Consider the following 25,265-nt stretch of genomic DNA (forward strand, 5'->3'; position numbering starts at 1 on the left):
GTCTCCGACGCGTCGAGACTCCTCACCCGTGCGCCCTTCCCGCCGAATGGGACTGCGGCGGACCACGCACCCGTCGCTCGACCCCGCACGCGTCTTCCGGATCGTCCGCGACGACCGCGGGCCACTCCGCCCCAGACGGACGAGAAGGAACGACATGTCTCACTGCACCGCGTGCGGACACGAACGACGACCCGCCGCGAAGTTCTGCACCCACTGCGGGCAACGGCTCGCACCCGAACCGTCCCTCGACGACGTCGTCCGACCCGTCGACGACCAGGCCGACGCCGCCGCTCAGGCCGCTCGGACCGCCCCCGAGGCCGCCACCACTCGTCTCGAGCCCGCCGTCACCGTCGCGGCCGACGGCAGCCAGATCGACGGCGGATGGGTCGATGGCGGAGTGGTCGACGGGGGCGGCGCGACGGCCGTCCCCTCGGCCGAGTCGCCCTACGACGAGGCACCCACGACCGACGCCCCCGCGGACGTGACGTGGGCGTCCGGGCCCCTCGCACCGGAGGAGCACGGACGCGAGGAGCACGGACGCGAGGAGCACGGACGCGAGGAGCACGGACGCGAGGGACACGGGTTCGAGCCCGAGTTCGAGAACGATGCCGCGCCCGAGTCGTGGGACGTGCGCCCCGATGACGAGTCCATCGACGGCGCAGAACGGTTCCCCGCCGAGCCCGCCGAGCCCGTCGACCTCGGCGCACCGGAGGCCCCCGGGGCCACGAGCGACATCACTGCGCCGTTCGCCTCTCCGGCGGTCGCGGGGTCCGTCCCTCAGCCCGGCACGACGCCCACTCCCCCGCCGTATCCCCCGGTCGGCTCCGCACCGCGGCCGCAGTACGACCCCGCCGCACTCGGCGCCGCAGCGGGTGCGGCACGTGCCCGTCTCGCCGGATCGGTCCGACAGCTCCCGCTCCCCGAGGCGCAGATCACCCGCGCCGTGCGCGACGGCGCCCTCCTCGCCGCAGGGTCCTGGCTCGTGTGCGTGCTCGTGATCGCCCTCTTCGACGTCCTCCGTGAGGGGAACGTCGCCCCGATGATGTGGTTCCGGGGCGGCATCCTGCTGCTCGCGCTCGCCCTGCGTGGCGCGGTGAGCGTCGACGGCGACACCTCGTTCCTCCCCCGCGACCTGCGGCGGCTCCTCGACCTCGACGACCTCGACGTCGCGGTGTCCTCGTCGTTCATGCCGCTCGGTCTCACCGCTCTCGTCCTCGGCGGCGCCTATCTCCTCGCGAGGCGCGCCGACGCCGGCTCGAGGTCGACGACCACCCGCGACCGGGCGCTGCGCGCCCTCATCACCGGCGTCACCAGCGCCGTGATCGTCACGGTTCTCTGCCTCGTGCTCGAACTCGTCGTCGGTTCCGCGACGGTCCACGCGCGGGCCGTGCCGACGTTTCTCGGCACCCTCGCGCTCGTGGCCCTCGCGTCGTTCGTCGGCCTGGGCGCCCACGCGAGCGCCGTCGCGAGGCTCCCCCGCAGCTGGGCCGGTGACATCCGCACGGGCGGCGAGTTCGTCCTCGCCGTGCTCACTGCGGCGATACTCGTCGCTGTCGGGTTCGTCGTCTACGCCGTCGCGACGAACGACGGTGGCGGCTCGCCCATCGACCGGCCCGAGTGGCAGGCGATCGACCGGTTCACGCCGTTCGACGCGGCCACGAGCGTGCTCGCCCTCGTCGTCGTGGCGCTCGTCTTCGTACCCACGCTCCTCGTCGTCCTGGGCGGCGTCATCATCGGCGTGTCCATGACCGCGACGCTCGGTGTCTCGGGGGCGCTTCGCGACGACTCCCCGCTGCCCGGAGATGCCGACCACTGGTCGCAGAGCATCGGCGTCCTCGAGGGCAGCGTCCCGGGGAAGTACCTCGCCGCCGCCCTCGCGATCTGCATCGTCGTCGCGCTGCTCGTCGGTCTGCGTGCCGTCCTCCGTCATCCCACCGTGGGCACCCCGCGCATCTGGCAGCCGGCGCTCGTCGCGGCCCTCGGGTGGGCGGTGCTCGCCTGGCTCACCGCCTACCGCCTGAACGGCACCGACAACGTCGAGGACGCCACCGGTGGCGCCTCCGCCGTCCTCGGTCTCAACGCCCTCGGAGCCGCCGCCGCGGCCGCCGTCTGGGTGGCGTTCGGCGTGTTCGTCGCCCACTACCTCGCCGGCACGCTCGCCTTTTCGGCACCGTCGGTGCTCGCCGTCCTCGGCGGCAAGCGCATGGACCCGACGTGGCAGGTCGTCCTCGCCGACGCCCTCCTGCGCCGCGGCCAGGTCCCGCCCCGTCACCTCACCGCGGTCGCCGACGGACTGCGCGCAGGCACCATCCCCCCGCCCGGTACCCCCGCAGTCTGAGCTCCCGAGGAGAACCATGAAGATCTTCTGCCCCGAATGCGGTACGGCGTTCGCTCCCGGCGGCGCGTTCTGCGACGAGTGTGGAACGCCCGCCCCCACCGGCGTCGCCGACATCGACACGAGCACCCGGCTGGGTGGCAGCGAGGCCGTCTTCGGACGCCCCGCGGACCCCACCGCGCCGGCCACCGAATACGACGATCACGCCGAACCGACGATGATGGCCCCGCGGCTCTCGCCGCAGGAGGCCTCGGCGCCGCCCATGGGTGCCGCGGGAGGCGTGGGGGCCCCGGGCGCCACCGCGTACGGTGCGCCGCCGCCCGTCTACCCCGCGCCGGCGTATGCGGCTCCGCCGCCCCGGTCGGGTGGAGCCGCGAAGTGGGCGCTCATGGGCCTCGCGGGTGTCGCGCTCGTCGCTGCCGCGTTCTTCGGGACGCGGTACGTCATGGACGACGAGGAGACGACGGCCGCGCCCACGCCGAGCCCGAGCGCCACGGTCACGGCGGCTCCCTCGGAGTCGGCCACGCCGGCCGCCGCCGCTCCGACGGCCTCGCCGTCCGGCGCGACCGCCACCGCGCCCCCGACCCACCGGGTGTCCGCACCGCCCGAGGAACCCGCCGCCCCCGGTCTCGGCGCCGGCCGGCACTACTCGCTCCACCACACCGACAGCGGGTACGGCGGTGCGTTCTCCAAGGCGGCGACGCTCACCTCGAGTACGACGAGGCCGTTCATGGTGGCGGTCGCGAGCGCCTACGCCGAGGGCGGTGCCGCCGGCGGCTCCATCGTCCTCGAGGGGGTGTACAGCCCCGTCACCGGCAAGAGCTACCGGATGACGTGCACGCAGCAGCCGGACACCGCCGTGATCTGTCGCGGCGGCAACAACGCCGAGGTCCTGCTCTACAACTGACGTCCACGACGAACGACGGGCCGCCCGGGGACATCCCCCGGGCGGCCCGTCGACGTCCGCTCGCTCACCGACCGATCGACGAGGTGACCGCGTCCGCGAGCGCCGCCGACGTCTTCTGTCGCCACCCGCGGTCGGCGAACAGCGCCGCGTCACGCGGATGGCGCATGTTCCCCATCTCGAGCATGACCGCGGGCGGCTCGGACAGGTTGACCCCGGCGATGTCGGAGCGGACGTCGATCCCCCGGCGTCCGAGGTACGTCGAGATGGGCATGCCCGTCGTCGCCATCTCGTCTCGGACGAGGCGAGCCAGGTCCTGCGACCGGGACTCCGCCTCCGGGCCGCCTTTCATCGTGGCCGACGTGATGATGTGGAACCCCCGGGCCGACGCCGACGTGTTGCCGTCGGCGTGGATCGAGACGACGAGGTCGGCACCGACGCGGTTGCCGATGCCGGCGCGTTCGTCGACGCACGGGCCCACGCCGCGGTCGTCTGGGCGGGTGAGCCATACCGTCGCGCCGCGGCTCTGCAGGTCGGCGGCGAGGGCGGAGGCGACGTCCCACGTGAGTTCGTGCTCGCTCATCGCGGAGTTCGCCGTGCCCGAGGTGTTGCAGGCCTTGCGACGTCCCCCACCTGCGGGCACCTGTCGTTCGTTGATCCTCGCGTCGTAGACGCCGTTGTGCCCCGGGTCGACGACGACGCGTCGCCCTTGCAGCGGCCCCGTGCCGGTCGGGGGCAGCTCGACCCCGCCACGACTCGGACGCTCGAACGCGGCCCGGGACGTGCGGGACGACGCCGACGGTGTCGCGCTCGGGGCGGACGTGGGCGTCGCCGTGTCGCTCACCCGGTACGTCGGCATCGCCGTGGCCGTGTCCGAGGCCGGGGCCTTCGACGGCGTGGACGACGACGGGGCGGTGGTGTCGTCGGGGGGCGACGGCGTCACCGTCTCGGTCCACGACTCGGCGGACGGGGTGACCGCCTGACCCGCCTCACGTCCGCCTGGCGGATCACCGCAGGCGGTCAACGCCATCGCTGCGGCCGCCACGAGGACGAGTGCCTGCCCCGATCGCCGGTCCATCGTGCCTCCTACGGTTCGTCCGTTCACCCTGTTCCAGTCGGCACCGGGCATCTCGTCTCAACGCTCCACGGTGGCACGGTCCGTGCTCTCGTCGCCCGACTCGGGGCCCGGCGATGTGCGGGCGCGTCCCCGGATCGCAAGCGCCGTGGCGGTCGCCGCGGCAACACCGCCGGCGGCGGCCCACATCCCCCGCGTCGTCCCGTCCTCGACGATCGCCCCGGAGGAGACCGCGGACGGGGACGGAGTGGGCGCGAGGGCCGGCGGTGAACCGGACGGAGCAGCCGGGGTCGTGACCGTCGCCGAGGGCGCAGACGACGGGGACACCGACGAGGTGCCCGTGCCGCTCGGCGCCGCGGTCGCCACCGCGGGGGCCGTGGTGGCCGTGGCGGCCGTGGCGGCCGTGGCGGCCGTGGTGGCGACCGGCGACGGGGCCGTGGCGTCGGAGGTACGGCTCGACGGCTCCGAGGACCCACGCCTCACGAGACGTGCCGCGTCCTGCGCGCGGGTGAGCAGCGAGCCGTGGACGAGCGTGTTGGCCGCGTCGCCGGGGCACTCCGTGCGGGAGACGTCGCGATGCCCCGAGAGGGGCGCCGTCTGCACGGTGCTGCCCGCGGGCCACCGGTTCGATCCACGACTCACGAACGTCACGCTCGGCGCGGCGAGATCGACGCCGTACTGCACCGCGAGCCGTCCGAGGAGGGAGCCCATCGCGGCCTGCGCGGCCTCGGTGGGAGGGACCCGGGTGTGGTCGCCGACGAAGCAGCAGAGGATCGCGTGCCCCTGGCTGCCGCCCGTCGCATCGCCTCGCACGGGCTCCTCGAGGCTGCCCGCGCGGCCCTCCCAGATGCGTCCGTACGCGTCGACGAAGAAGTTGTAGGCGACGTCCTTCCACCCCTTCTCACCCGTGTGGAAGGCGTGGATCGACCGCAGCCGACGCACGACACCCTCCGGGGAGTCGCCGTTCGGGGTCTCGGTGTGATGGACGAGGAGGAACTTCACGTCGTCCTCGACGGGGAGCGGGCCGGGGTGCGGAAGACCTGCGGCCCACGCCTCACGGGGACGGATGGGGTGTCGAGCGTCCGCGGCCCGCGCGGAGCCGGCAGAGGACAGACCGGCGAGCGTCGCGGCGCCGAGGGCGCCCCAGGCGAGGACGTGTCGACGTGTGGGGGCCGTCATCGGTCACCCCACGAGTCGGGCGTAGCAGGCGCCCGACGCCGAACGACCGAACACACCGCAGGCGCGGTTGGCCTCAGGCTTGGTCGAGAACCACTCGTCGCTCACGACGGCCCAGTACCCGGGTCGCAGGCCGGGTGTGAGGGAGCTGTCGACGACCGTCGTGGGCCCGGGCACCCCACGTTCCTTCGCCCGTGCGTCGTCGGCGCTGTAGCGACCCTTGGGGTAGGACTCGAGGACGAGGATCCACGTCCCGGACGGCACCGACGCCCCGCCGGGAGCGTCGACGTCGTCCTCGACGGGCGGTGCCGCCGCGGGGACGGTCGGCTGCGCGGTCGGTGCAGGAGCCGCCTGCGGGGCCGCGCCCTGGGGAGCGGCCGTGGGTCGGGGTGCGGCGGCGGGAGGTGCTGCTGCCGCGGGTGCTGCCGCCTGGGGTGCAACCGAGGACGCCGTCGCCCCGGTCCCCTGCCCGGACGGGGCCGCAGCCGGCGCCGCCGCCGGTGCGGCGGTGGTCGGGGATGCCGCGGCGACCGGCTCCGTGGTCGAGGAGTCCCTCCCGAGCACCCACCACGTGCCGCCCGCCCCGATGAGGGCTGCGGCCACGACGGCGGCGACGAGGGCCGAGGAACGGGGAGTCGTCGACGTGCGCTCGGGATACCCCGGGGGGATGTGCGCGGATGGGGGCATGGGCGCGGACGGAGACACGGGTGCGGCGGGAGGGCCGCTCACGCCCGGCGAACCCGACCACCCCGGTGACGAGGCAGGTGTCGCCGAGGCGAGAGCGGGGCGCGCCCCCGCTGTGACGGTGGGATAGGACGACGACCCGCCGCGGGGGTCGACACCGGCGCCGCAGTTCCCGCAGAAGACGGCCCCGCCGTCCACGTCGTGACCGCATCGAGGGCATCTGCCGTTCATCGCGCCACCTCTTCCCCGGCGTCGTCCGCCGTATCGAGCTCCACCCGATCGGACGAGGCCCCGACATCGGGGCGGCGTGCCGCGGGCGCCGTCGGACAGGGCACCGCATCGCGGCGTCCGCCGCCGACACACCTCGATCGTCGACCTCATCGGCCGCCTCCGTGCGGACCCAAGACGTTCGTCCGTGCGACGCCGCGACGGTGATGCCGAGTGTCGGTGGGCGGGCGGGCCGCGATGCGGCCCATGTGCGGCGTCGGATGCGTACGGATGGCCGGGGATCGGCTCGGCGCGTGGATGATGGGCGCATGACCCGACGTCCCGTGTTCGCCCTGTCCGCCGCTGCTCTCGTCATGACGGCCGCCGGCGTCGGTGGTGCGGCCACCCCGACGGCGAGCGCGGCGCCGACGACGGCCCCCGCCGGTGCCGCCCTCACCGCGGCGCGTCGGCCCGTGCCGGCGTACGCGACGCCGAGTCGGGGCGGGGTTCGCCTGCGCCCCACGAAGTCCGGCGCCCTCTCGGGGCGGATCGTCGTCGTCGACCCCGGCCACAACGGCGTGTACTCGCGACGCATCAACACCCGTCTCGTGCCGGCGGGCAACGGGCGCCGCAAGGCGTGCAACACCTCCGGCACCGCCAACGCCCGGCAGAGCGAACACGCCCTCGTGTGGGCCGTCGCCACCGACCTCGCCGCACAGCTCCGCGCGAAGGGCGCGACCGTCGTCCTCACCCGCCCGAACGACCGCGGCGTCGGCCCCTGCGTCGACGAACGCGCCGCGATCGGCAACCGCGCCGGCGCCGACCTCGTCGTCTCGCTCCACGCCGACGGCAACACGTCCCGCCGCGCCCGCGGCTTCCACGTCATCACCGCGGCCCGCATGAAGGGCGGCCCCGAGGCCGTCTCCCAGTCGAACGCCCTCGCCACCCACGTCGCGACCGGGATGCGTCGCGCCGGGATGCCGCGCTCCACCTATCTCGGCGACCGCCGCGGCATCGACGTGCGCAGCGACATCGCCGGACTCAACCTCTCCCGCCCGCCCGCCGTCATGCTCGAGATGGGCAACATGCGCCACCCCGCCGACGCCGCACTCCTCTCCCGAGCCACGTTCCGCCACAGGGTCGCCCAGGGCCTCACGAACGCCGTCGTCACCTCGCTGCGCTGACGCTGCGCGTTCGCGTCTCACGGACGGGAGAAACCCGATCACCGACGCGTCGCGCCCCTGGGGCACATCACCGCTGCTCACGACCCGTCACCGGGCACCGAACGGCTCCTCTGCCACGTTCCGGGCGGGACCTGGAGGCACGGATATGTCGAAGCACCTGTAACGGACGCACGACCTGCTCGATAAGGGGAGTGACCCCGTCACCCGGGGCACCGTGCGCCGCCGGTCCTGTTGCGCCCCAGCACTCTTCGAGGAACGCCATGTCTCGTGCTCTCCCCCTTCTCGTCGCAGCGGCCGCAGCGGCCGCCCCCCTCGTCGCCGCCACCGCCCCGGCTGCCGAGGCCGCACCCACCGCGGCCTACCGCAACTGCGCACAGCTCAACCGCGTCTACCCGCACGGCGTCGGCAAGAAGGGGGCCGTCGACAAGGCCAACGGCGGACACAAGGCGCACCCCGTCCGCAACTTCAAGGTCGACACGAGGCTCTACAACTCCCTGAGCAAGTCCCTCGACCGCGACCGCGACGGCATCGCCTGCGAGAAGGGCGGCAGCAGCTCCACGCCCACCAAGAAGACCCCCTCGAAGAAGACGCCGGCCAAGAAGACGCCCGCGAAGACGACGAGCAAGGGCCGTGCCGTCAGCTCCCCCACCGGGTTCGCGTTCGTCACCCCGAGCAGCAACATCACCTGCGTGGCGGGACCGAGCGACGTGCGATGCGACATTCTCGACCGCACGTACCGCGCGCCCCGCAACCCCGGGTGGTGCGATCTCGACTACGGGTCGGCCCTCGGCCTGCGACGCACGGCGTCCTTCGTCTGCGCCGGCGACACGGCGTTCGGTACGGCCTCGCCTCGGCAGAACTGGTTCCTCAAGACGGGCCTCAAGCCCCTCAACGTGTACGGCGAGCAGCAGGCGGTGCTGCCCTACGACTGGACGGTCAAGAGCACGCAGATCGCCTGCACGTCGACGACGAAGGGCGTGACGTGCACGAACTCGACGACGCGTCACGGGTTCACGATCTCGAAGGCGGCCTACAAGGTCTTCTGATCCTCCTCACCCGCTCCACGGCGGGCGCGGTGAACGGCCCGGTCGACGGCATGTCGGCCGGGCCGTTCGACGTCCGGGAGGGGGGTGACGGCGGGCGTCCGTGGGAGCCCGCGTCGGCGTACGACCGGGCCGTGGGGAGGGCAGCCGACCGAGGTGTACGCCACGGGGTGTTGCTCTCCACTTAGGCTGGGCCGCATGAAGATCGCCGTCGCAGGACTCGGGTACGTCGGACTCGCCAATGCCGTCATCCTCGCGCAACATCACGACGTGGTGGCCGTGGATCTCGACGCCGAGCGGGTCGGGATGATCGACGCGAAGCAGTCGCCCATCGTCGACCCCGACATCTCGGAGTACCTCGCGAGCCGGGAGCTTCGCCTCACCGCGACGACGGATGCCGAGTCGGCCTACACCGGAGCGGATTTCCTCATCGTCGCCACGCCGACGAACTATGACGAGGAGCTCAACTTCTTCGACACGAGCAGCGTCGACTCCGTCCTCTCCCTCGCCGAGAAGTGTTCTCCCGCACCGACGGTCGTCGTCAAGTCGACGATCCCCGTCGGCTACACGGCGGATGCGCGAGCGCAGCACCCGGACCTCACGATCCTCTTCTCCCCCGAGTTTCTCCGCGAGGGCCGCGCGCTCTACGACAACCTCCACCCGTCCCGCATCGTCGTCGGCGCCGACCCGTCGACGCGGGAGAAGGCCGAGGAGTTCGCCGAGCTGCTGCGCGCCGGCAGCCTCGATGCGGACACGCCCGTCCTCATCACCGGCACCACCGAGGCCGAGGCGATCAAGCTGTTCGCGAACACCTACCTCGCGATGCGCGTCGCCTACTTCAACGAGCTCGACACGTACGCGAGCCGCCACGGCCTCGACACCCGCCAGATCATCGAGGGCGTCGGCCTCGACCCGCGCATCGGCAGCCACTACAACAACCCGAGCTTCGGCTACGGCGGCTACTGTCTCCCCAAGGACACCAAGCAGCTCCTCGCGAACTACGACCAGGTGCCGCAGACGCTCATCAAGGCGATCGTCGAGTCGAACACCACGCGCAAGGACTTCATCGCCTTCGACATCATCGACAAGAACCCCGAGGTCGTCGGCGTCTACCGCCTCACGATGAAGACGGGCAGCGACAACTTCCGGTCCTCCTCCATCCAGGGGATCATGAAGCGCATCAAGGCCAAGGGCATCCCCGTCATCGTGTACGAACCCACCCTCGAGGGGGACGAGTTCTACCGTTCCGAGGTCGTCGAGGACCTCGAGGAGTTCAAGCGCCGCAGCGACGTCATCATCGCCAACCGGCGCAGCGAGGACCTCGCCGACGTCGCCGACAAGGTCTACACGCGCGACCTCTTCGGCTCCGACTGACCCCTCCCCTGCCTCGCAGGTCACGGATTCCCAACGCTGCGAGCACGGTTCGGACGCATCGGGCGCGCCGCGGTTCACGCCGCGGCGCGTCCCCCTACGCTCGTGATCCGGTGACGCGCCACGCGTCACCCTCGGGGGATCACGTTCAGCACCAGGGGGAACCACCATGCGTCGCATCACCGTCGGCCTCGTCGCCGCCGCCCTGCTCGCCTCGTCGGCACCCACCGCGAGCGCCGCGCCCGTCACGTCTGCCACGCCCACGCCCGCCACGCCCGCGCCGCCGCGGGTGACCACCCGCGCGGACGTCGACGGCGACGGCCGCCGCGACGCCGTCGAACTCACCCGCCGCCGCGTCACGCCGGACGAGTACACGTTCCGGATCGACGTGCGCACGGCCACCGGCCGCCGAGCCGTCCGCGACGTCCTCGTTCCGAACTACGGCGACGGCTCGCTCACGCCGGAGGACGTGTGGGACGGCACCGCGGCCGTCGACGGCGCGCCCGGAGTCGAGATCGCCGTCGACCGCAGCGGCGGCGTCGGCGACTTCCCGTGGCCACACCTCTACACGTGGCGCACGGGCCGTCTCGTCCCGGTCGCCGCACCGGGCGCGAGCGCGGGCGACCTCGGCTGGATGGTCGCCGACCACTTCACCCTCGTCGCCGGCTACGACGTCCGCACGGTCAAGGGCGTCCGGCAGCTCACGGCCACCCACCTCGACGGTCGCTTCGGCGCCGGCAGGGAGCGGCTGACGTTCCGCGGCACCCGCCTCACGTACCGGTGGCAGCACGGCGCCTGGGTGAAGTCGGCCACGCGCCGCGTCGGCCCTCTCTGGGAGGACGCGGCCCTCCGTCACGCCGGGTGGCACGGCGTCACCTGGCGTCGCTGATGTGATCCAGGACACATTCCGCTGAGGGTGCAACCCGCTGACCTGCGAAGGTACGAACCAGGGGAATCGTTCACGACGAACGTCCAAGTCGGGTGTAACACAACTCCGGCCCGCGACGATGAACAGATCAGAGCGGCACGGCCGGGCGGGGGTTCCAGTCCCGGCCACGCCGCGGGGGGCGCGAAACGCGAGCAGTCACAGGGGATCTGTTCGCGGGTTGCCATCGGGGAATGGCCACCCAGGGCGGGACCGGATCAGGGGATCCGGTCCCGCCCTTCGCCGTTCTCGGGGCTCTCCTGCCGCGCGCCCCGACCCCGGCGGCGCAACCGGGCAGCCCGTTCGGCACGAACCGGCGCCGCGGCAGGACCCTCAGGTCACGAACCGCTTGCGATGCACGCACGGTCGGGTCAAGAAGGCGTGGCGAGCCTGGCCCGAGGACGCTTGTGGTGGAACAGTTCTCAGTGCGCCACCGACCGGGTGTGCGCAGGGGGATCCATCCACGTGCAGGGGGCACTCATGTCTCGTTCCATCCGTTCCGCCCAGATCGCCGCCGTCGCGGCCGCCGCCGTCGCCGTGCCGCTCGGCGCCGCTCCGGCCAGTGCTGCGACGACCGCACCGGCCCGCACCCCGCGGGCGTGCGTCACCTCCGGCTGCACGATCGTGTCGCGCGCCGACGTCGACGGTGACGGCCGCGCCGACACGACGAGCCTCACCCGCCGCGACAAGGGCCGCGCCCACACGCTGCGGGTGGTCACGGCGAAGGGCGCCGTCGCCTCGACGACGTTCTCGACGACGTGGCTCCCCTCGGGGCTCTCGCCGTTCTACGGCGCGACGGCCCTCGACGGGGCCCGCGGCTCCGAGCTCGTCGTCCTCACCCAGGCCGGCGCCCACACGCTCTACCACGCCGTCTACACGTGGCGCGGTGGTCGCCTCGTCGCCGAGAAGGACCCGTCGGGCGCCCGCGATTGGGTGACCGACGGCGCCGTCTCGTTCGCGCAGGGCTACACGCTGCGCACCGTCAAGGGCACCAAGCAGCTCACGAGCGTCGCCTACTCCCGCGACTCCTTCGGCCGGAACGCGACGTTCTCCGGCCGCCGCATCGTCGCCCGCTGGCAGCACGGCCGCTGGACGCCGATCACCGACCGCGCCATGATCGTCAAGGAGAGCCCGTCGGTGTGGACCGGCGCGGGCTGGAACGCCCCGGGCCTCACGCGGTTCCTCTGATCGAACCCGTCCCGCGAGGCGTGGATCCTCCCCCCGTGGGCTCACCCCGGCCGACCATCTTTCCCGGGTGGTCGGCCGACGGCGTTCCGGCGCAGCGGGACCGGTCGCGTTACCCAACCGTGACGGCCCGAACGATCGTCCACGTCGGTGGGCGGGCGATGGGGGACGCGAGTCGGACGACACTCGGCGGCACCGTGGCCTGCGACGACGTGACTCCGCTCCGATCGGGTCGGGGACCGGCAGGCAGGCCGCCCCACCATATGGTCGCGGCGACGACCGCCGGCGACGTGAGACACCGCCGGCGGCCGCACCGGGGCTACCGTGGCCGTCCTCCGGTGCAAGGCGCGGCGCACCCGTCCTCGATTCGGGTGCGCCGCGCCCCTGGGTACACGCCCCCTGTGACGGCGCCTACCCCCTCGGTCGGTCCGCAGCCTCCCCCGGCACACGCGAACCGAGACGCATGGGCGCAGGGAACGAGCCCGGCGGTGTGGGGAGCACCTCACACCCCTGCCAAGGTGGACGTCCCCCCAAAGGACGTCGGCTCCGTCGGGCGATCGGCCCCTGCCACAGAAACGATCGCGTTCCACACCGCCGGGCTCCACCTCACGTCGTCGACGTACCGGTGCCCTGCACCTTCCCCATCGAAGGGGCAGACCGACATGTGACTCGGCGAATCCTCAAGTTTGGGTAAAGGACTCGCGAGGTCAGCGGGGCGCGTCAGCCACGGCGGTGGCGCAGCGCCTCGCCCTTGGCCTTGGCGGTGGCCTCGAGCGAGGCCTGGAACTGCACCATTCGCTCCCGCACGGCGAGGTCCTCCGCAGAGGTGCCCGCGCCGATGATGCGCGCCGCGAGGAGTCCCGCGTTGCGGGCGTTGCCGATGGAGACGGTGGCGACGGGCACACCGGCGGGCATCTGCACGATGGAGAGAAGCGAGTCCATGCCGTCGAGGTACTTCAGCGGCACCGGCACCCCGATGACGGGCAGCGGCGTGACCGCGGCGAGCATGCCCGGCAGGTGGGCGGCCCCACCGGCGCCGGCGATGACGACGCGCAGCCCCCGCTCGGCGGCCCGCTGCCCGTAGGCGATCATCTCGGTCGGCATGCGGTGCGCCGAGACGACGTCGGCCTCGTACGGGATGCCCAACTCGTCGAGCGCGTCGGCGGCGGCCTCCATCGTCGGCCAGTCGCTGTCGCTTCCCATGACGATGCCGACCAGCGGCTGCGTCGCTTCGCTCATGTCCTCGCTCCTTCGTGGGGCGGGTCCGTGCCTCGGATCCGCGCCGGCGACCCCGCGGGCGGGGACCCGCGGCGGATCGTCGGCCGCGCCCCGCTCGGTGGGACGCGGCCGGTGGTTCACTCGATGATCGTGCCCTCGAGGTACCCCGCGGCGTGCGCGGCCCGGTCGCGCAGTTCGGCGAGGTCGTCGCCGCACACGGTGACGTGGCCGATCTTGCGGCCGGGACGCACCTCCTTGCCGTAGAGGTGCATCTTGAGGCCGGGGTCGCGGGCGAGGAGGTGGCGGTAGGTGCCGTAGAGCTCGGCGTGGCGCGGCTCGGCGCCGCCGAGGACGTTGCCCATGACGGTCCACGGCGCGCGGGCGCGGGTGTCGCCCAGAGGCAGGTCGAGCACGGCCCGCAGGTGCTGCTCGAACTGGCTCGTCACCGACCCGTCGATGGTCCAGTGCCCCGAGTTGTGCGGCCGCATCGCGAGTTCGTTGACGACGTAACCGGGTTCGCCGTCGCGGTCGACCTGGAACAGCTCCACGGCCATGACGCCGGTGACGTCGAGCTCACCGGCGATCCGCAACGCGGCCTCGGTGACGCGGGAGGCGAGCGTGTCGTCGAGATCCGGGGCGGGAGCGATGACCTCGGTGCAGATCCCGCCGGTCTGGACCGTCTCGACGACGGGCCACGCCGCGGCCTGACCGGAGGGACTGCGCGCGACGAGGACGGCGATCTCGCGGGTGAAGTCGACGGCCTCCTCCGCGAGGAGCCCGTCCCCGGCGGCACGCTCGAACCAGTCGGCGCAGTCGGGCACGGCGTCGGGGGAGTCGACGACCCGCACGCCCTTGCCGTCGTACCCGCCGCGCGGGGTCTTGAGGACGACGGGGAACCCGACCTCGGTGCCGAGCTCCGTGAGCTCCTCGAGGGAGTCGACGCGGCGCCACCGCGGGCAGTCGACGAGGTCGCCGAGACGCTCGCGCATCGCGAGCTTGTCCTGCGCGAACCGCAGCGCGGACGGGCGCGGGTGCAGCGGGACGCCGTCGGCCTCGAGCGCGGCGAGGACCTCCGGCGGCACGTGTTCGTGGTCGAACGTGACGACGTCGCACTGCCGGGCGAACTCGCGCACCGTGTCGACGTCGTCGTACGGGCCGACGGGCGAGGCGGGGACGACGAGCGCCGCCGCCGCGTCGGGGGCCTGGGCGAGCACGGCGAGGGTGAGCGAGAGGCCCACCGCCGGGGGCTGACACATGCGGGCGAGCTGCCCGCCGCCGATGATCCCCACGACGGGGAATCCCCCCGGATGCCGCACGATCTGCTCCACGATCGGTCCCTTCGTCGCCATGTGCTCGGACGCCGCTGCGTCGAGGGCGCCCGTGACACTGCGCCGGCACCACGTGCACGATAGTCGGCCCCACCGACAGCCCGCACCGCCGCAGCAGCGGCCGCACGGGTCTCAGCCGGCGTCGGCGACGACCTGACGGGCCGTGGGCGCGGACACGTCGGCCGCGGACATGAAGAGCGCGAACACCACCGGGTCGTGAGCGCTGACGAGGTCGAGTCGGCCGCCGTACTTCTCCGCGAGGTCGCGGGCGAGCCCGAGCCCGAGTCCGGTGCTCGACGTGCTCACCGACCGCTCGAAGACGCGCCCGGCGATCTCCCGCGGCACCCACCCGGAGTTGCGCACCTCGAGGACGACCGACGGCCCGGCGCGGCGCACCTCGACGTCGACGATCCCCTTGCCGTGGACGAGGGCGTTCTCGAGCAGCGTGGCGAGCACCTGCGACAGCGCGATGGGCGTCGCGACGACCATGAGTCCCCGGTCGCCCTCGACCTTGACGCTGCGCGAACACCGTTCGAACTGCGGCGCCCACTCCCGCAGCAGTGCGGCGAGGACTGCGTCGACGGACGTCGGCCGGGGCGCCCCCGCCGACCCGTGACGCGCGCGGGCGAGGAGTTCGTCGACGGTGACGTTGAGCCGTTCGACCTGCTCGATGGCGACACCGGCCTCCTCACGGGCGACCTCGATGTCGTCGGTGAGGGAGATCTCCTCGAGACGCATGAGGACGGCCGTGAGCGGGGTGCGCAACTGATGGCTCGCGTCGGAGGCGAACTGCCGCTCGGTGGAGAGGATGCGTTGCCACTGCGTGGCCGTGCCCGCGAGCGCCGCGGCGACACGGTCGATCTCGGGGAGTCCGGAGGGCACCGGGTCGTACCGGGCGGCGCCCGCACCGAGACGCTCGGCCTGGTCGGCGAGCTCGGCGAGCGGCACACTGAACCGGCGTGCCTGGTGCCGCGCGATGAGCACCGCGCCGACGACGGCGACGAGCGCGAAGAACAGGACGTACGCGACGAGCAGTTCCGTGCCGTTCCCCGCCTGGGTGACCTGCACGAGCTGATCGCTCCCCTGCGGCATGCGCCCGAGGACGAGGAGCCCCAGGAAGAGCATGGGGATCCCGAGCATCGCGACGGCGAACGCGACGGTCAACAGCGTCGACCGCAGCAGTGCCCCCTCCACGATCCGCCCGCCGACTCAGGCCGCGTCGCCGGGGCGTTCGAACCGGAACCCGACGCCGCGGACCGTCGTGATGAACCGGGGGTGGGAGGCGTCGTCGCCGAGCTTGCGGCGCAGCACCGAGACGTGCATGTCGAGGGTCTTCGTCGACCCGAACCATTGGGTCTCCCATACCTCGCGCATGAGCTGTTCGCGGCCGACGACCTTGCCCTGTTCGCGTACGAGCACGCGGAGGAGGTCGAACTCCTTGGCGGTGAGCTGGAGTTCGTTGCCGTCGACGAAGACGCGGCGGGCCTGGGTGTCGATGCGGAGGCCGCCGCCGTCGTCGGCCTGCGGGGCCGGGGCGCTGCGACGCAGGAGGGCCCGGACGCGGGCGAGGAGCTCCGCGAGGCGGAACGGCTTGGTGACGTAGTCGTCGGCGCCGGCGTCGAGCCCGACGACGGTATCGACCTCGTCGGCGCGCGCCGTGAGCATGAGGATCGGCGCGGTGCGCCCGTCCGCACGGAGGCGGCGGCACACCTCGAGGCCGTCCAGACCGGGCAGGCCGATGTCGAGCACGACGAGATCCGGCGTGCTCTTCGCCTCCTCGAGGGCGGCGAGCCCGTCGTCGCAGACCGTGACGTCGTAACCCTCCCGTCGCAGGGCACGCGCCAGGGGGTCACTGATGGCGGTGTCGTCCTCGGCCAACAAAACGCGAACCATGAGCGCATGCTATCGGTCGGACGACTGACCACCCCTCAGTCTCAAATGAATTCGTGTCGTGTCGGAACGCTTGCGCAACATCCCGGGCGACAGGGGCGCCGCGAGGGCACGCCGCGGTGACCGCGAACCGCCGCGGCCCCCACCCTCCGGACGAGGAGGGCGGGACCACGATCGAGGGTCGAACAGGCGTGGATCAGACGCCGGGCCACCTCGGGGCGCGCTTCTCGTTGAACGCGGCGACGCCCTCGGCACGGTCGCCGGAGAAGGCGGTCGCCCGCCAGCACGCGTCCTCGATCTCGAGGCCCGCACGGAGGTCGACGTCGGAGCCGAGACGCATCGCCTTCTTCGCGTTGCGGAGCCCGACGGGGGAGTTCTTCGCGACGACCGCCGCCATCTCGAGCGCGGCCTCGCGGGCCGTTCCGGCGGCGACGACCTCGTCGACGAGGCCGTACTCCCCCGCCTCGACGCCGGTGAACCGGCGACACGTGAAGATCATGCGTGCGGCCTTCGACCACCCGAGGCGCCGCGTGACGAGCTGCGTCCCGCCGCCGCCGGGGATGACGCCGACGGAGACCTCGGGCAGCCCGAGGGTCGCCTTCTCACCGGCGACGACGATGTCGCACGAGAGCGCGATCTCGCAGCCGCCGCCGAGCGCGAACCCGTCGACCGCGGCGATGGTGGGCACGGGCATCTCGAGCACACCGGTGTAGGCGGCGCGGGCGATCGGGCGCTGCCGCACGAGGTCGGCGTCGCTGAAGGAGTTGCGCTCCTTGAGGTCGGCCCCGACGCAGAACGCCTTCTCGTGGGAGCTCGTGACGACGACGGCCCGCACGCCGGTGTCGGCGGCAAACTGCGCGCAGGCGTCGGCGAGCGCGCGCGCCATGTCGGTGGAGACCGCGTTCATCGCCGAGGGACGGTCGAGCACGAGCTCGGCCACCGTCCCCTCGTCGCCGTGGCGTTCGATGCGGATCAATCTGTCGCTCATCGCTCGTCGTTCTCCTTCGTGTCGTCGTCGACCGGGGTGGGGCGGGAGGGGGCGGGGGCGTGTGTCGCGCCGGGCTCGGTGAGGTCGACCGGCATGCGCGGCACGGGCCGGTCGATGCCGTGCGGGGGCGGCGTCGCCGAGTCCGTCGTCGAGATCTCCTCGCACGCATCGGAGTCGGACGCCGACGCGTCGGCGTCCGTGCCGATGCTCGCGCCGGCGAGGTAGTCGGCCATGGGTGGACGGTGCACGACGCGGCGCCGCGTCGCGGGCTGTTCACCGGGACCCCGCTCGAGGAGCCACGTCCTCGTCACGCCGAGGCCACGCAACGGCCGCGGTTCGAGTTCGCGCAGGGTGTACGCCGACCGTTCCCCGAGCTCGGTGGCGATCGCCTCGTCGACGACGATCGTGTCGGGCTGGGCGACCTCGGTGATCCGGCTCGCGCGGTTGACGGGTGTGCCGAACACGTCGCCGAGGTGGGAGAGGACCTCCCCCGAGGCGAGACCGACGCGCATGCGTGGCATCGCGGGGTCCTCACGAAGCGCCTCGAGGAGGTCGGTCGCGATGTCGACCCCGGCGTCGACGCGGTCGACGACGAAGAAGACCTCGTCGCCGATCGTCTTGACGATGCGCCCCCCGTGGGCCGTGACGACGTCGGACGCGAGCGCCTCGAAGTGCCCCACGAGACGGCCGAGCTGCTGGTCCGAGAGGCGGGTGACGAGCGTCGTGAACCCGACCATGTCGGCGAACCCCACGGTGACGTGCTTGCCGTCGTCCTCGCTCTGGCCCTCGGAGAAGAGGCGGTTGAGCGCGGCGGAGAGGTGCCGCCGCCATGCGTAGACCATGAGGGGTTCGAGTTCGTCGACGAGATCCATGAGCCACGTGCCCGCGACGTGCGAGGCCTGGACGTCGTCGGAGCTGCGCCCGGCGAGCCCTGAGCCCGACGGGGATTCGAGCATCGCCTCGATGTCGTGGACGGGCACGTCGGGCGCGCCGCGAGCGTTGAGCACGGCGTCGAGGAGGAGGCTCGACTGCCACGCCGCGAGCCGGTCGGTGGTGCGGGCGATGGCCCGGGTCATCGAGAGGGCCAGCGGCTCGTGCATCCGGCCGCTGCGCACGAGACCCACCATGTGACGGAGGGCCTCGACGTCGGCGTCGGTGAACGACGTCGCGTCGTCACCGACACCGGGAAACCCGAGCGCGTGCCAGAACCGGCGCGCCTCGAGGAGCGGGACCCCGGCGGCGGCGCTCACTTGGCGCCGACCGAGGGTGCGGGGTCGGCCGAGCAGGTGATCCGTGGCGTCCTGCCCGCCGGGGTCGCCCTGTTCGTCGCTCATGGTCCGATCATGCCCGCTCGGCGGGCCGGACGTGAACCACGTCACCTGCCGCGAACGTGCGGCGGACCCCGTCGACGTCGAGGACGAGGCATCCCGCCAGGTCGAGGTCGACGGCCCGACCCCGCACGTCGCGCGGCGTGCCGGGCGCCCCGGGCAGGTGGATCCGCACCTCGGCGCCGAGGGTCGAGCACGCCTCTCGGTAGTCGCGGCGGAGTCCGTCGAGGGCGTCCGCCCCCGCGAGGAAGGTCGAATACCGGTCCGCGAACGCCTCGGCGACCCCGACGACGACGTCCTCCCGGGAGACGGACAGCCCGGCGAGGTGCAGCGACGTCGCCGTCGGCACCGGCAGCTCCTCTGCGGGCACGGTGACGTTGACCCCGACACCCGCGACGACGACCCCGTCGCCGCCCTCGCAGAGGATCCCGCACACCTTGCGGAACTCCTCCCCGCCCGTCGACACGTCGTCCGCGTCGCCGGCCCGTGCCGACCGTGGCCGGACGAGCACGTCGTTCGGCCACTTGAGCACGACCTCGAGCGGATCACCCGCCTCTTGCGAGAGGCGCACGAGCCCGTCGCGCACCGCGAGTCCCGTGACGAGCGGGATCCATCCCCAGTCGGCGACCCGCTCCGGCAGCGGGACCGTGAGCGACATCGCCACCGACGTCCCCGGCGGCGACACCCACACCCGCGCGTGCCGCCCGCGCCCCGCCTCCTGCGCCTCCGCCACGACGAGACGCCACGGCACCGGCTCCACCAACGAGACGGCGTTCGTCGACCCGACGAGGGCGACGACGTCCACCCGCGTCCACGGGCCGGTCGGAGGGGCGAGAGTGTCGACGAGCACAGATTGCTCAAGGCTTCCAGGCATGCCGACAAGGCTAGGCTGCCGCCATGAGCGACGCTGTGAACCCCGAGAGCACCGCGACCGACGCAGGTCCGGCCGCCGATCAGCCCGACATGCAGACCACTGCGGGTCGTCTCGCCGACTACCGCAGGCGCAACGACGACGCGGTGCACGCCGGCTCCGCCCGGGCCGTGGAGAAGCAGCATGCGAAGGGCAAGAAGACGGCCCGCGAGCGCATCGAGCAGTTGCTCGACCCGGGCAGCTTCGTCGAACTCGACGGATTCGCCCGTCACCGTTCCACGAACTTCGGCCAGGAGAAGAACCGCCCCTACGGCGACGGCGTCGTCACCGGGTACGGCACGGTCGAAGGGCGACCGATCTGCGTGTTCGCCCAGGACTTCACCGTCTTCGGTGGCTCCCTCGGCGAGGTCTTCGGCGAGAAGATCGTCAAGGTCATGGACCTCGCCCTCAAGATCGGCTGCCCCGTCGTCGGCATCAACGACTCCGGTGGCGCCCGCATCCAGGAGGGTGTGGCCGCCCTCGGCCTCTACGGCGAGATCTTCCGCCGGAACGTCATGGCCTCCGGCGTCATCCCGCAGATCTCCCTCATCATGGGCCCCTGCGCCGGTGGTGCCGTGTATTCCCCGGCCATCACCGACTTCATCGTCATGGTCGACCAGACCTCGCACATGTTCATCACCGGCCCCGACGTCATCAAGACCGTCACCGGTGAAGAGGTCGCCTTCGAGGACCTCGGTGGTGCCCGCAGCCACAACACGAAGTCCGGTGTCGCCCACTACATGGGCGAAGACGAGGACGACGCGATCGAGTACGTGCGCGAGCTCCTCTCCTACCTCCCGCAGAACAACCTCGAGGAGTCGGCGGTCTTCGAGTTCGAGGAGCTGCCCGAGATGACGGCCGAGGACGAGTCCCTCGACACGTTCATCCCCGACAGCCCGAACACGCCGTACGACATGCACACGATCATCGAGACGATCGTCGACGACGGCGCGTTCACCGAGGTCCAGGCGCTCTTCGCGCCGAACATCATCTGCGGATTCGGCCGGGTCGAGGGCCGCAGCATCGGCGTCGTCGCCAACCAGCCGATGCAGTTCGCCGGCACGCTCGACATCGACGCCTCCGAGAAGGCCGCCCGGTTCGTGCGCACCTGCGACGCGTTCCACATCCCGGTGCTCACCCTCGTCGACGTGCCCGGCTTCCTCCCCGGCACCGACCAGGAGTGGAACGGCATCATCCGCCGCGGCGCCAAGCTCATCTACGCCTACGCCGAGGCCACGGTGCCGCTCGTCACCGTCATCACACGCAAGGCGTACGGCGGTGCGTACGACGTCATGGGCTCCAAGCACCTCGGCGCCGACGTCAACCTCGCCTGGCCCACCGCCCAGATCGCCGTCATGGGCGCGCAGGGCGCGGTCAACATCCTGTACCGCAAGCAGATCCAGAAGGTCATCGACGAAGGTGGCGACGTCGACGCGGCCCGCGCCAAGTTCATCGAGGAGTACGAGACGACCCTCGCGAACCCGTACGTCGCGGCCGAGCGTGGCTACATCGATGCGGTCATCCCGCCGTCGGAGACCCGCATGCAGGTCATCCGTGCGCTGCGCACCCTGCGCACCAAGCACCAGAAGATGCCCGACAAGAAGCACGGCAACATCCCGTTGTGATCGGCACCCGCCGGCCGTGGCGTCCCCCGTCGGGAGCGGGCGCCACGACCGGCCGGGACGACGCACTGCGGATCACCCACAGCGAGGACGACAGGAGCCACGATGAGTGACGCACCGGCCGACAGCGCCGTCGAGACCACGGAGGCCGCCCAGGTCACCGCCCCGGTCATCACGGTGACGCGCGGCAACCCCACCCGCGAGGAGACCGCGGTGGTCACCGTGCTCCTCGCGGCCATGAGTGGTGACAGAGGCTCGACCGACCGCAACGTCCGCCGCGGCTGGTCGCGGCCCTCACGTCGGCTCGGCCACGGCCTCCCCGGCACGGGCTGGGGTCGCGCCTTCTGATCCGGCGCACCCGAACGGTCACGAGGCCGCCGCTCCCACCCGGGTGCGGCGGCCTCGCCGTATCCCTCTCCCGCTCCACCCGCAGGGATGACGTCACCCGATTTCGGCGGCAGGACGGGGATGCCCGAATCGACGGTTCGGGTGCGACCGGGGGCGGCCGGCCGTACGGTCGAGTGGTGACCCGCAACTTCACCGATATCGACCGTCTCTCCGAGTCCTACACCGCCGACTACCTGCGTCTGAGCCCGCTCACCGCGATCGGCATGGGCGTCCCCGTCGACGGACCACCGATCGACGACTTCTCCCCCGAGGGCCTTGCCGCCCTGTCCGAGCTGCGGCGTTCCACGCTCGCATCCCTGGACCGGCTCACCCCGGTTGACGACGTCGACGCGGTGACGGTCGACGCGCTGCGCGAACGCCTCACCACCGAGGAGGCCAAGCACGACGCCCGCCTCGACGCCGTCTCGCTCGACGTCATCGCGTCGCCCGTCCAGACGATCCGGGACACGCTCGACCTCATGCCCACGGCCACGGAGGCCGACTGGCTCGCGATGGCCGACTACCTCGCCGCCGTCCCCACGGCACTCGAGCAGTGGCACGCTTCCCTCCTCGACGCCGCCGATCACGGCCTCGTCGCGGCCCGCCGCCAGATCGAGGGCTGCGTCGAGCAGATCGAGGACCTCGTCTCACCGGCCGGCTCGTTCACGCGGCTCGTGCGCGAGGCCGCCGACGCCACCTCCCCCGAGACCGCCCGCGCCGTGGCGCAGGCCGCCGACGAGGCGACACGCGGATACACCGAGGCCCGCGAGCGTCTCGTCACCGACCTCCTGCCCCGCGCACGGACCCGCGACGCCTGCGGTCGGGACCTGTACCCGCTGTACTCACGGGAGTTCCTCGGCACCGACATCGACATCGACGAGACGTACGCCTGGGGCCTCGCCGAGGTCGAGCGCATCGGCGAGGAGATGAGCACCCTCGCCGAGCGGATCCGCCCGGGCGCGTCGATGACCGAGGTGTACGCCGCGCTCGACACCGACCCGCGGTATCTCGTCGAGGGCACCGACGCCCTCAAGCGGTGGATGCAGGAGAAGGCCGACGACGCCATCTCCGCCCTCGCGGACACGCACTTCGACATCCCCGAACCGGTGCGACGCATCGAGTGCTGCATCGCCCCGTCGACGACGGGTGGCATCTACTACACGGGCCCGAGCGAGGACTTCACCCGTCCCGGCCGCATGTGGTGGTCCGTCCCCAAGGGCGTGACGACGTTCGGCACATGGCGCGAGCTCACGACCGTGTACCACGAGGGCGTGCCCGGCCATCACCTTCAGATCGGGCAGACCGCCGCGCGGGCCGACCTCCTCAACCGTTGGCGCCGCCTCGTGTGCTGGGTGTCCGGACACGGCGAAGGGTGGGCCCTCTACGCGGAGCGCCTCATGGACGAACTGGGCTACCTCTCCGACGACGCCGACCGCCTCGGGATGCTCGACGCGCAGATGCTCCGCGCTGCACGGGTCGTCGTCGACCTCGGCGTGCACTGCGAGCTCGAGGCCCCAGAGGAGGTGGGTGGCGGCATCTGGGACGCGGACAAGGCGTGGACGTACCTGCGCTCCCACGTGAGCCTCGAGGATTCGATGCTCCGCTTCGAGCTGGCGCGCTACCTCGGGTGGCCGGGCCAGGCTCCCTCGTACAAGATCGGCGAGCGGATGTGGCTGCAGCTGCGCGACGAGGTCGCTCGCGCACAAGGGGCGGACTTCTCGCTCACGGACTTCCACCGCCGCGCCCTCGACCTCGGGTCCGTCGGCCTCGACACCCTCCGACGCGCGCTCGTCGCAGGCGACTGACGCGACGAGCGGGTGACGGCGATCAGTAGGGTGGGCGCGTGACGACCGTTCCCTTCTGCCTCGCCTCCGCCTCCCCCGCCCGCCTCACGACCTTCCGGCACGCCGGCGTGGAACCGCACGTCGTCGTCTCCGGCGTGGACGAGGACGCCGCCGTCGCCGACGCCACCGAGCGCCTCGGTGAGCTCGGCTCCGACGACATCGCTCTCCTCCTCGCCCGCGCGAAGTGTGAGGACGTCGCCGCGCGACTGGAGGAGGAGGAGTGGGACGGCCTCGTCCTCGGGTGCGACTCCGTGCTCGAGTTCGACGGCCGGACGTACGGCAAGCCGGTCGACGCCGCCCACGCCGCCTCTCGCTGGCAGGGGATGCGCGGACGCTCCGGTGTGCTGCACACGGGGCACTGGGTCATCGACCTCCGCGACGAAGGCACGGGTGCGACGCTGGGTGCCGTCTGCTCGACGACGGTGCACTTCGCCGACCTCTCCGACGAGGAGATCGAGGCGTACGTCGCCACGGGAGAGCCGCTCAAGGCCGCAGGCGCGTTCACGATCGACGGCATCGGTGGCCCGTACGTCACGGGCATCGAGGGCGATCACCACAACGTCGTCGGCGTGAGCCTCCCCCTCGTGAGAGAACTCCTCTCCGAGATCGACGTGCCGTGGCACCACCTGCGGCAGGACCGCTGACACCGCCCGCCTCACCTTCCTGCAGACGACGAAACGCTCCTTCCCAGGACGGGGAGGAGCGTTTCGTCGTGTCAGAAGCCGATGCAGCGCCGTGGCGGCTGTCAGCGCCCGGTGAAGTGGGCGTCCCGGCGCTCACGGAAGGCGGTGACGCCCTCGGTGAAGTCGTCGGTCGTCATAAGGGTCGTCTGTCCGTACCGTTCACGACCGAGAGCCGTGTCGAGGCCACCGAGGGTGACCCCGTTGATCGCCACCTTCGTCTCCCCGTAGGCGAGTGTGGGGCCGGAGCCGAGCTTGGCGACGAGGGCGTCGACGTCAGCCTCGAGGCACTCCGCCTCGCAGAGGTGCGTGACGAGGCCCCAGTCCATCGCCTGTGCTGCCGGGACACGCTCACCGAGGAGCGCCATCCGCATCGCCCGAGCCCGCCCGATGGAGGCGGCGACGAGAGCGGTCGCTCCCCCGTCGGGCATGAGACCGATGTTGGCGAACGCGAGGAGGAAGAACGCCTTCTCGGAGGCGAGCACGAGGTCGGCCGCGAGGGCGATGGAGACACCGATGCCGGCGCACGGACCGTGGACGACGCTGACGATGGGGCGCGGGAAACGGCGCATTGCCGCGACCAGGGCGGCACCGGCGTCGAGCGTTCCGGACGACGGCGGAGCGTCGGGGTCGAGGTCGGCACCGGAGCAGAACCCCTTGCCGGCGCCGCGCAGGACGACGACGCGGATGTCCGGCTGGGAGCCGGCCTCACGGACGACGGCCTCCATGGTGGTGAGCATGTCCGCGGAGACGGCGTTGAGGGAGGCGGGCCGGTTCATCGTCATCGTCAGCACCCCCTCGGTGAGGGTGGTGAGGACGTCGCCGTCCTGGAGATTCATCAGGTCAATGGTACCGGTCACGGATGCGCTCCTCGTTGGCCAGGGGCCGGGTGGGCGGACGGTTAGGTTCTCGGCCAGCCTAGGCGAGAACGAATGAGTGTGGACGCAAGAGAGCCCCCCTGACCTGAGGTCGGGGGGCTCC

22 protein-coding genes and 1 pseudogene are annotated in these 25,265 nt (G+C 72.3%); 11 read left to right on the forward strand and 12 right to left on the reverse strand.

Going from position 1 to position 25,265, the window contains the following annotated elements; genetic code table 11:
• Nucleotides 1-154 precede the first annotated feature (154 nt).
• Nucleotides 155-2,338, forward strand: coding sequence for a zinc ribbon domain-containing protein (locus MOPEL_RS01180; RefSeq protein ID WP_009481014.1), 2,184 nt, complete (start codon nt 155-157; stop codon nt 2,336-2,338).
• Nucleotides 2,339-2,354: 16 nt separating this feature from the next.
• Nucleotides 2,355-3,242, forward strand: coding sequence for a zinc ribbon domain-containing protein (locus MOPEL_RS01185; RefSeq protein WP_009481015.1), 888 nt, complete (start codon nt 2,355-2,357; stop codon nt 3,240-3,242).
• 64 nt (nt 3,243-3,306) lie between these two features.
• Here the strand turns inward: MOPEL_RS01185 and MOPEL_RS01190 are convergent, their stop codons facing one another.
• The 4 genes and pseudogenes from MOPEL_RS01190 to MOPEL_RS18885 form a co-directional block, all read right to left on the reverse strand.
• Entirely contained in the window at nt 3,307-4,317 is a 1,011-nt protein-coding gene (locus MOPEL_RS01190) for an N-acetylmuramoyl-L-alanine amidase (protein ID WP_141631102.1), read from the reverse strand.
• 57 nt (nt 4,318-4,374) lie between these two features.
• Nucleotides 4,375-5,493 carry an N-acetylmuramoyl-L-alanine amidase gene (locus MOPEL_RS15575; protein WP_009481017.1) on the reverse strand — a complete coding sequence of 373 codons (1,119 nt, stop codon included), beginning with the start codon at nt 5,491-5,493 and terminating at the stop codon, nt 4,375-4,377.
• A 3-nt stretch (nt 5,494-5,496) separates the two neighbouring features.
• Entirely contained in the window at nt 5,497-6,177 is a 681-nt protein-coding gene (locus MOPEL_RS16965; protein ID WP_245544681.1) for a hypothetical protein, read from the reverse strand.
• A 156-nt stretch (nt 6,178-6,333) separates the two neighbouring features.
• Nucleotides 6,334-6,555, reverse strand: a pseudogene (locus MOPEL_RS18885) (zinc-ribbon domain-containing protein); the annotation flags it as partial.
• A gap of 155 nt (nt 6,556-6,710) precedes the next feature.
• On the opposite strand from MOPEL_RS18885, the gene MOPEL_RS01210 reads away from it, so the two are divergent.
• From MOPEL_RS01210 to MOPEL_RS01235, 5 genes are all read left to right on the forward strand, one after another.
• Entirely contained in the window at nt 6,711-7,565 is an 855-nt protein-coding gene (locus MOPEL_RS01210; RefSeq protein ID WP_009481020.1) for an N-acetylmuramoyl-L-alanine amidase, read from the forward strand.
• Between the two features lie 260 nt (nt 7,566-7,825).
• Nucleotides 7,826-8,611 (forward strand): excalibur calcium-binding domain-containing protein, encoded by a 786-nt coding sequence (locus MOPEL_RS16330; protein WP_009481021.1) that lies wholly within the window; start codon nt 7,826-7,828, stop codon nt 8,609-8,611.
• A gap of 195 nt (nt 8,612-8,806) precedes the next feature.
• Nucleotides 8,807-9,982 (forward strand): nucleotide sugar dehydrogenase, encoded by a 1,176-nt coding sequence (locus MOPEL_RS01225; RefSeq protein ID WP_009481022.1) that lies wholly within the window; start codon nt 8,807-8,809, stop codon nt 9,980-9,982.
• Between the two features lie 166 nt (nt 9,983-10,148).
• The gene (locus MOPEL_RS16970) at nt 10,149-10,868 is read left to right on the forward strand and encodes a hypothetical protein (protein WP_009481023.1); all 720 of its coding nucleotides are present in this window, start codon (nt 10,149-10,151) and stop codon (nt 10,866-10,868) included.
• 516 nt (nt 10,869-11,384) lie between these two features.
• Nucleotides 11,385-12,092, forward strand: coding sequence for a hypothetical protein (locus tag MOPEL_RS01235; RefSeq protein ID WP_040632225.1), 708 nt, complete (start codon nt 11,385-11,387; stop codon nt 12,090-12,092).
• A gap of 717 nt (nt 12,093-12,809) precedes the next feature.
• Here MOPEL_RS01235 and purE read toward each other — a convergent pair.
• The 7 genes from purE to MOPEL_RS01270 all read right to left on the reverse strand — a co-directional run bounded on the left by purE (nt 12,810) and on the right by MOPEL_RS01270 (nt 19,715).
• On the reverse strand, nt 12,810-13,328 hold the full coding sequence (gene purE / locus MOPEL_RS01240; protein ID WP_040632226.1) for a 5-(carboxyamino)imidazole ribonucleotide mutase: 519 nt from the start codon (nt 13,326-13,328) through the stop codon (nt 12,810-12,812).
• Nucleotides 13,329-13,444: 116 nt separating this feature from the next.
• The gene (locus MOPEL_RS01245; protein WP_009481027.1) at nt 13,445-14,656 is read right to left on the reverse strand and encodes a 5-(carboxyamino)imidazole ribonucleotide synthase; all 1,212 of its coding nucleotides are present in this window, start codon (nt 14,654-14,656) and stop codon (nt 13,445-13,447) included.
• Between the two features lie 111 nt (nt 14,657-14,767).
• Nucleotides 14,768-15,829, reverse strand: a complete 1,062-nt coding sequence (locus MOPEL_RS01250) for a sensor histidine kinase (protein ID WP_009481028.1) — start codon at nt 15,827-15,829, stop codon at nt 14,768-14,770.
• A gap of 15 nt (nt 15,830-15,844) precedes the next feature.
• The gene (locus MOPEL_RS01255) at nt 15,845-16,528 is read right to left on the reverse strand and encodes a response regulator transcription factor (RefSeq protein WP_009481029.1); all 684 of its coding nucleotides are present in this window, start codon (nt 16,526-16,528) and stop codon (nt 15,845-15,847) included.
• Nucleotides 16,529-16,721: 193 nt separating this feature from the next.
• On the reverse strand, nt 16,722-17,513 hold the full coding sequence (locus tag MOPEL_RS01260; protein WP_009481030.1) for an enoyl-CoA hydratase/isomerase family protein: 792 nt from the start codon (nt 17,511-17,513) through the stop codon (nt 16,722-16,724).
• Nucleotides 17,510-18,847, reverse strand: a complete 1,338-nt coding sequence (locus MOPEL_RS01265) for an adenylate/guanylate cyclase domain-containing protein (RefSeq protein WP_009481031.1) — start codon at nt 18,845-18,847, stop codon at nt 17,510-17,512. The genes MOPEL_RS01260 and MOPEL_RS01265 overlap by 4 nt, the downstream gene beginning before the upstream one ends.
• Before the next feature lie 7 nt (nt 18,848-18,854).
• Complete coding sequence (locus MOPEL_RS01270) at nt 18,855-19,715, reverse strand: biotin--[acetyl-CoA-carboxylase] ligase (RefSeq protein ID WP_083841679.1); 861 nt, start codon at nt 19,713-19,715, stop codon at nt 18,855-18,857.
• A 23-nt stretch (nt 19,716-19,738) separates the two neighbouring features.
• On the opposite strand from MOPEL_RS01270, the gene MOPEL_RS01275 reads away from it, so the two are divergent.
• The 4 genes from MOPEL_RS01275 (at nt 19,739) to MOPEL_RS01290 (ending at nt 24,248) form a co-directional block, all read left to right on the forward strand.
• A complete protein-coding gene (locus MOPEL_RS01275; protein WP_040632227.1) occupies nt 19,739-21,376 on the forward strand; it encodes an acyl-CoA carboxylase subunit beta in 1,638 nt (545 codons plus the stop codon).
• A 102-nt stretch (nt 21,377-21,478) separates the two neighbouring features.
• Nucleotides 21,479-21,721: an acyl-CoA carboxylase subunit epsilon gene (locus MOPEL_RS01280; RefSeq protein WP_009481034.1), complete on the forward strand. Its 243-nt coding sequence runs from the start codon at nt 21,479-21,481 to the stop codon at nt 21,719-21,721.
• A 176-nt stretch (nt 21,722-21,897) separates the two neighbouring features.
• On the forward strand, nt 21,898-23,565 hold the full coding sequence (locus tag MOPEL_RS01285; RefSeq protein WP_009481035.1) for a DUF885 domain-containing protein: 1,668 nt from the start codon (nt 21,898-21,900) through the stop codon (nt 23,563-23,565).
• 38 nt (nt 23,566-23,603) lie between these two features.
• On the forward strand, nt 23,604-24,248 hold the full coding sequence (locus MOPEL_RS01290) for a Maf family protein (RefSeq protein ID WP_009481036.1): 645 nt from the start codon (nt 23,604-23,606) through the stop codon (nt 24,246-24,248).
• Between the two features lie 101 nt (nt 24,249-24,349).
• Here the strand turns inward: MOPEL_RS01290 and MOPEL_RS01295 are convergent, their stop codons facing one another.
• Complete coding sequence (locus tag MOPEL_RS01295) at nt 24,350-25,123, reverse strand: enoyl-CoA hydratase (protein WP_040632228.1); 774 nt, start codon at nt 25,121-25,123, stop codon at nt 24,350-24,352.
• Between the last annotated feature and the right edge of the window lie 142 nt (nt 25,124-25,265).

The organism is Mobilicoccus pelagius NBRC 104925, from assembly GCF_000247995.1.
Taxonomy (GTDB): domain Bacteria; phylum Actinomycetota; class Actinomycetes; order Actinomycetales; family Dermatophilaceae; genus Mobilicoccus; species Mobilicoccus pelagius.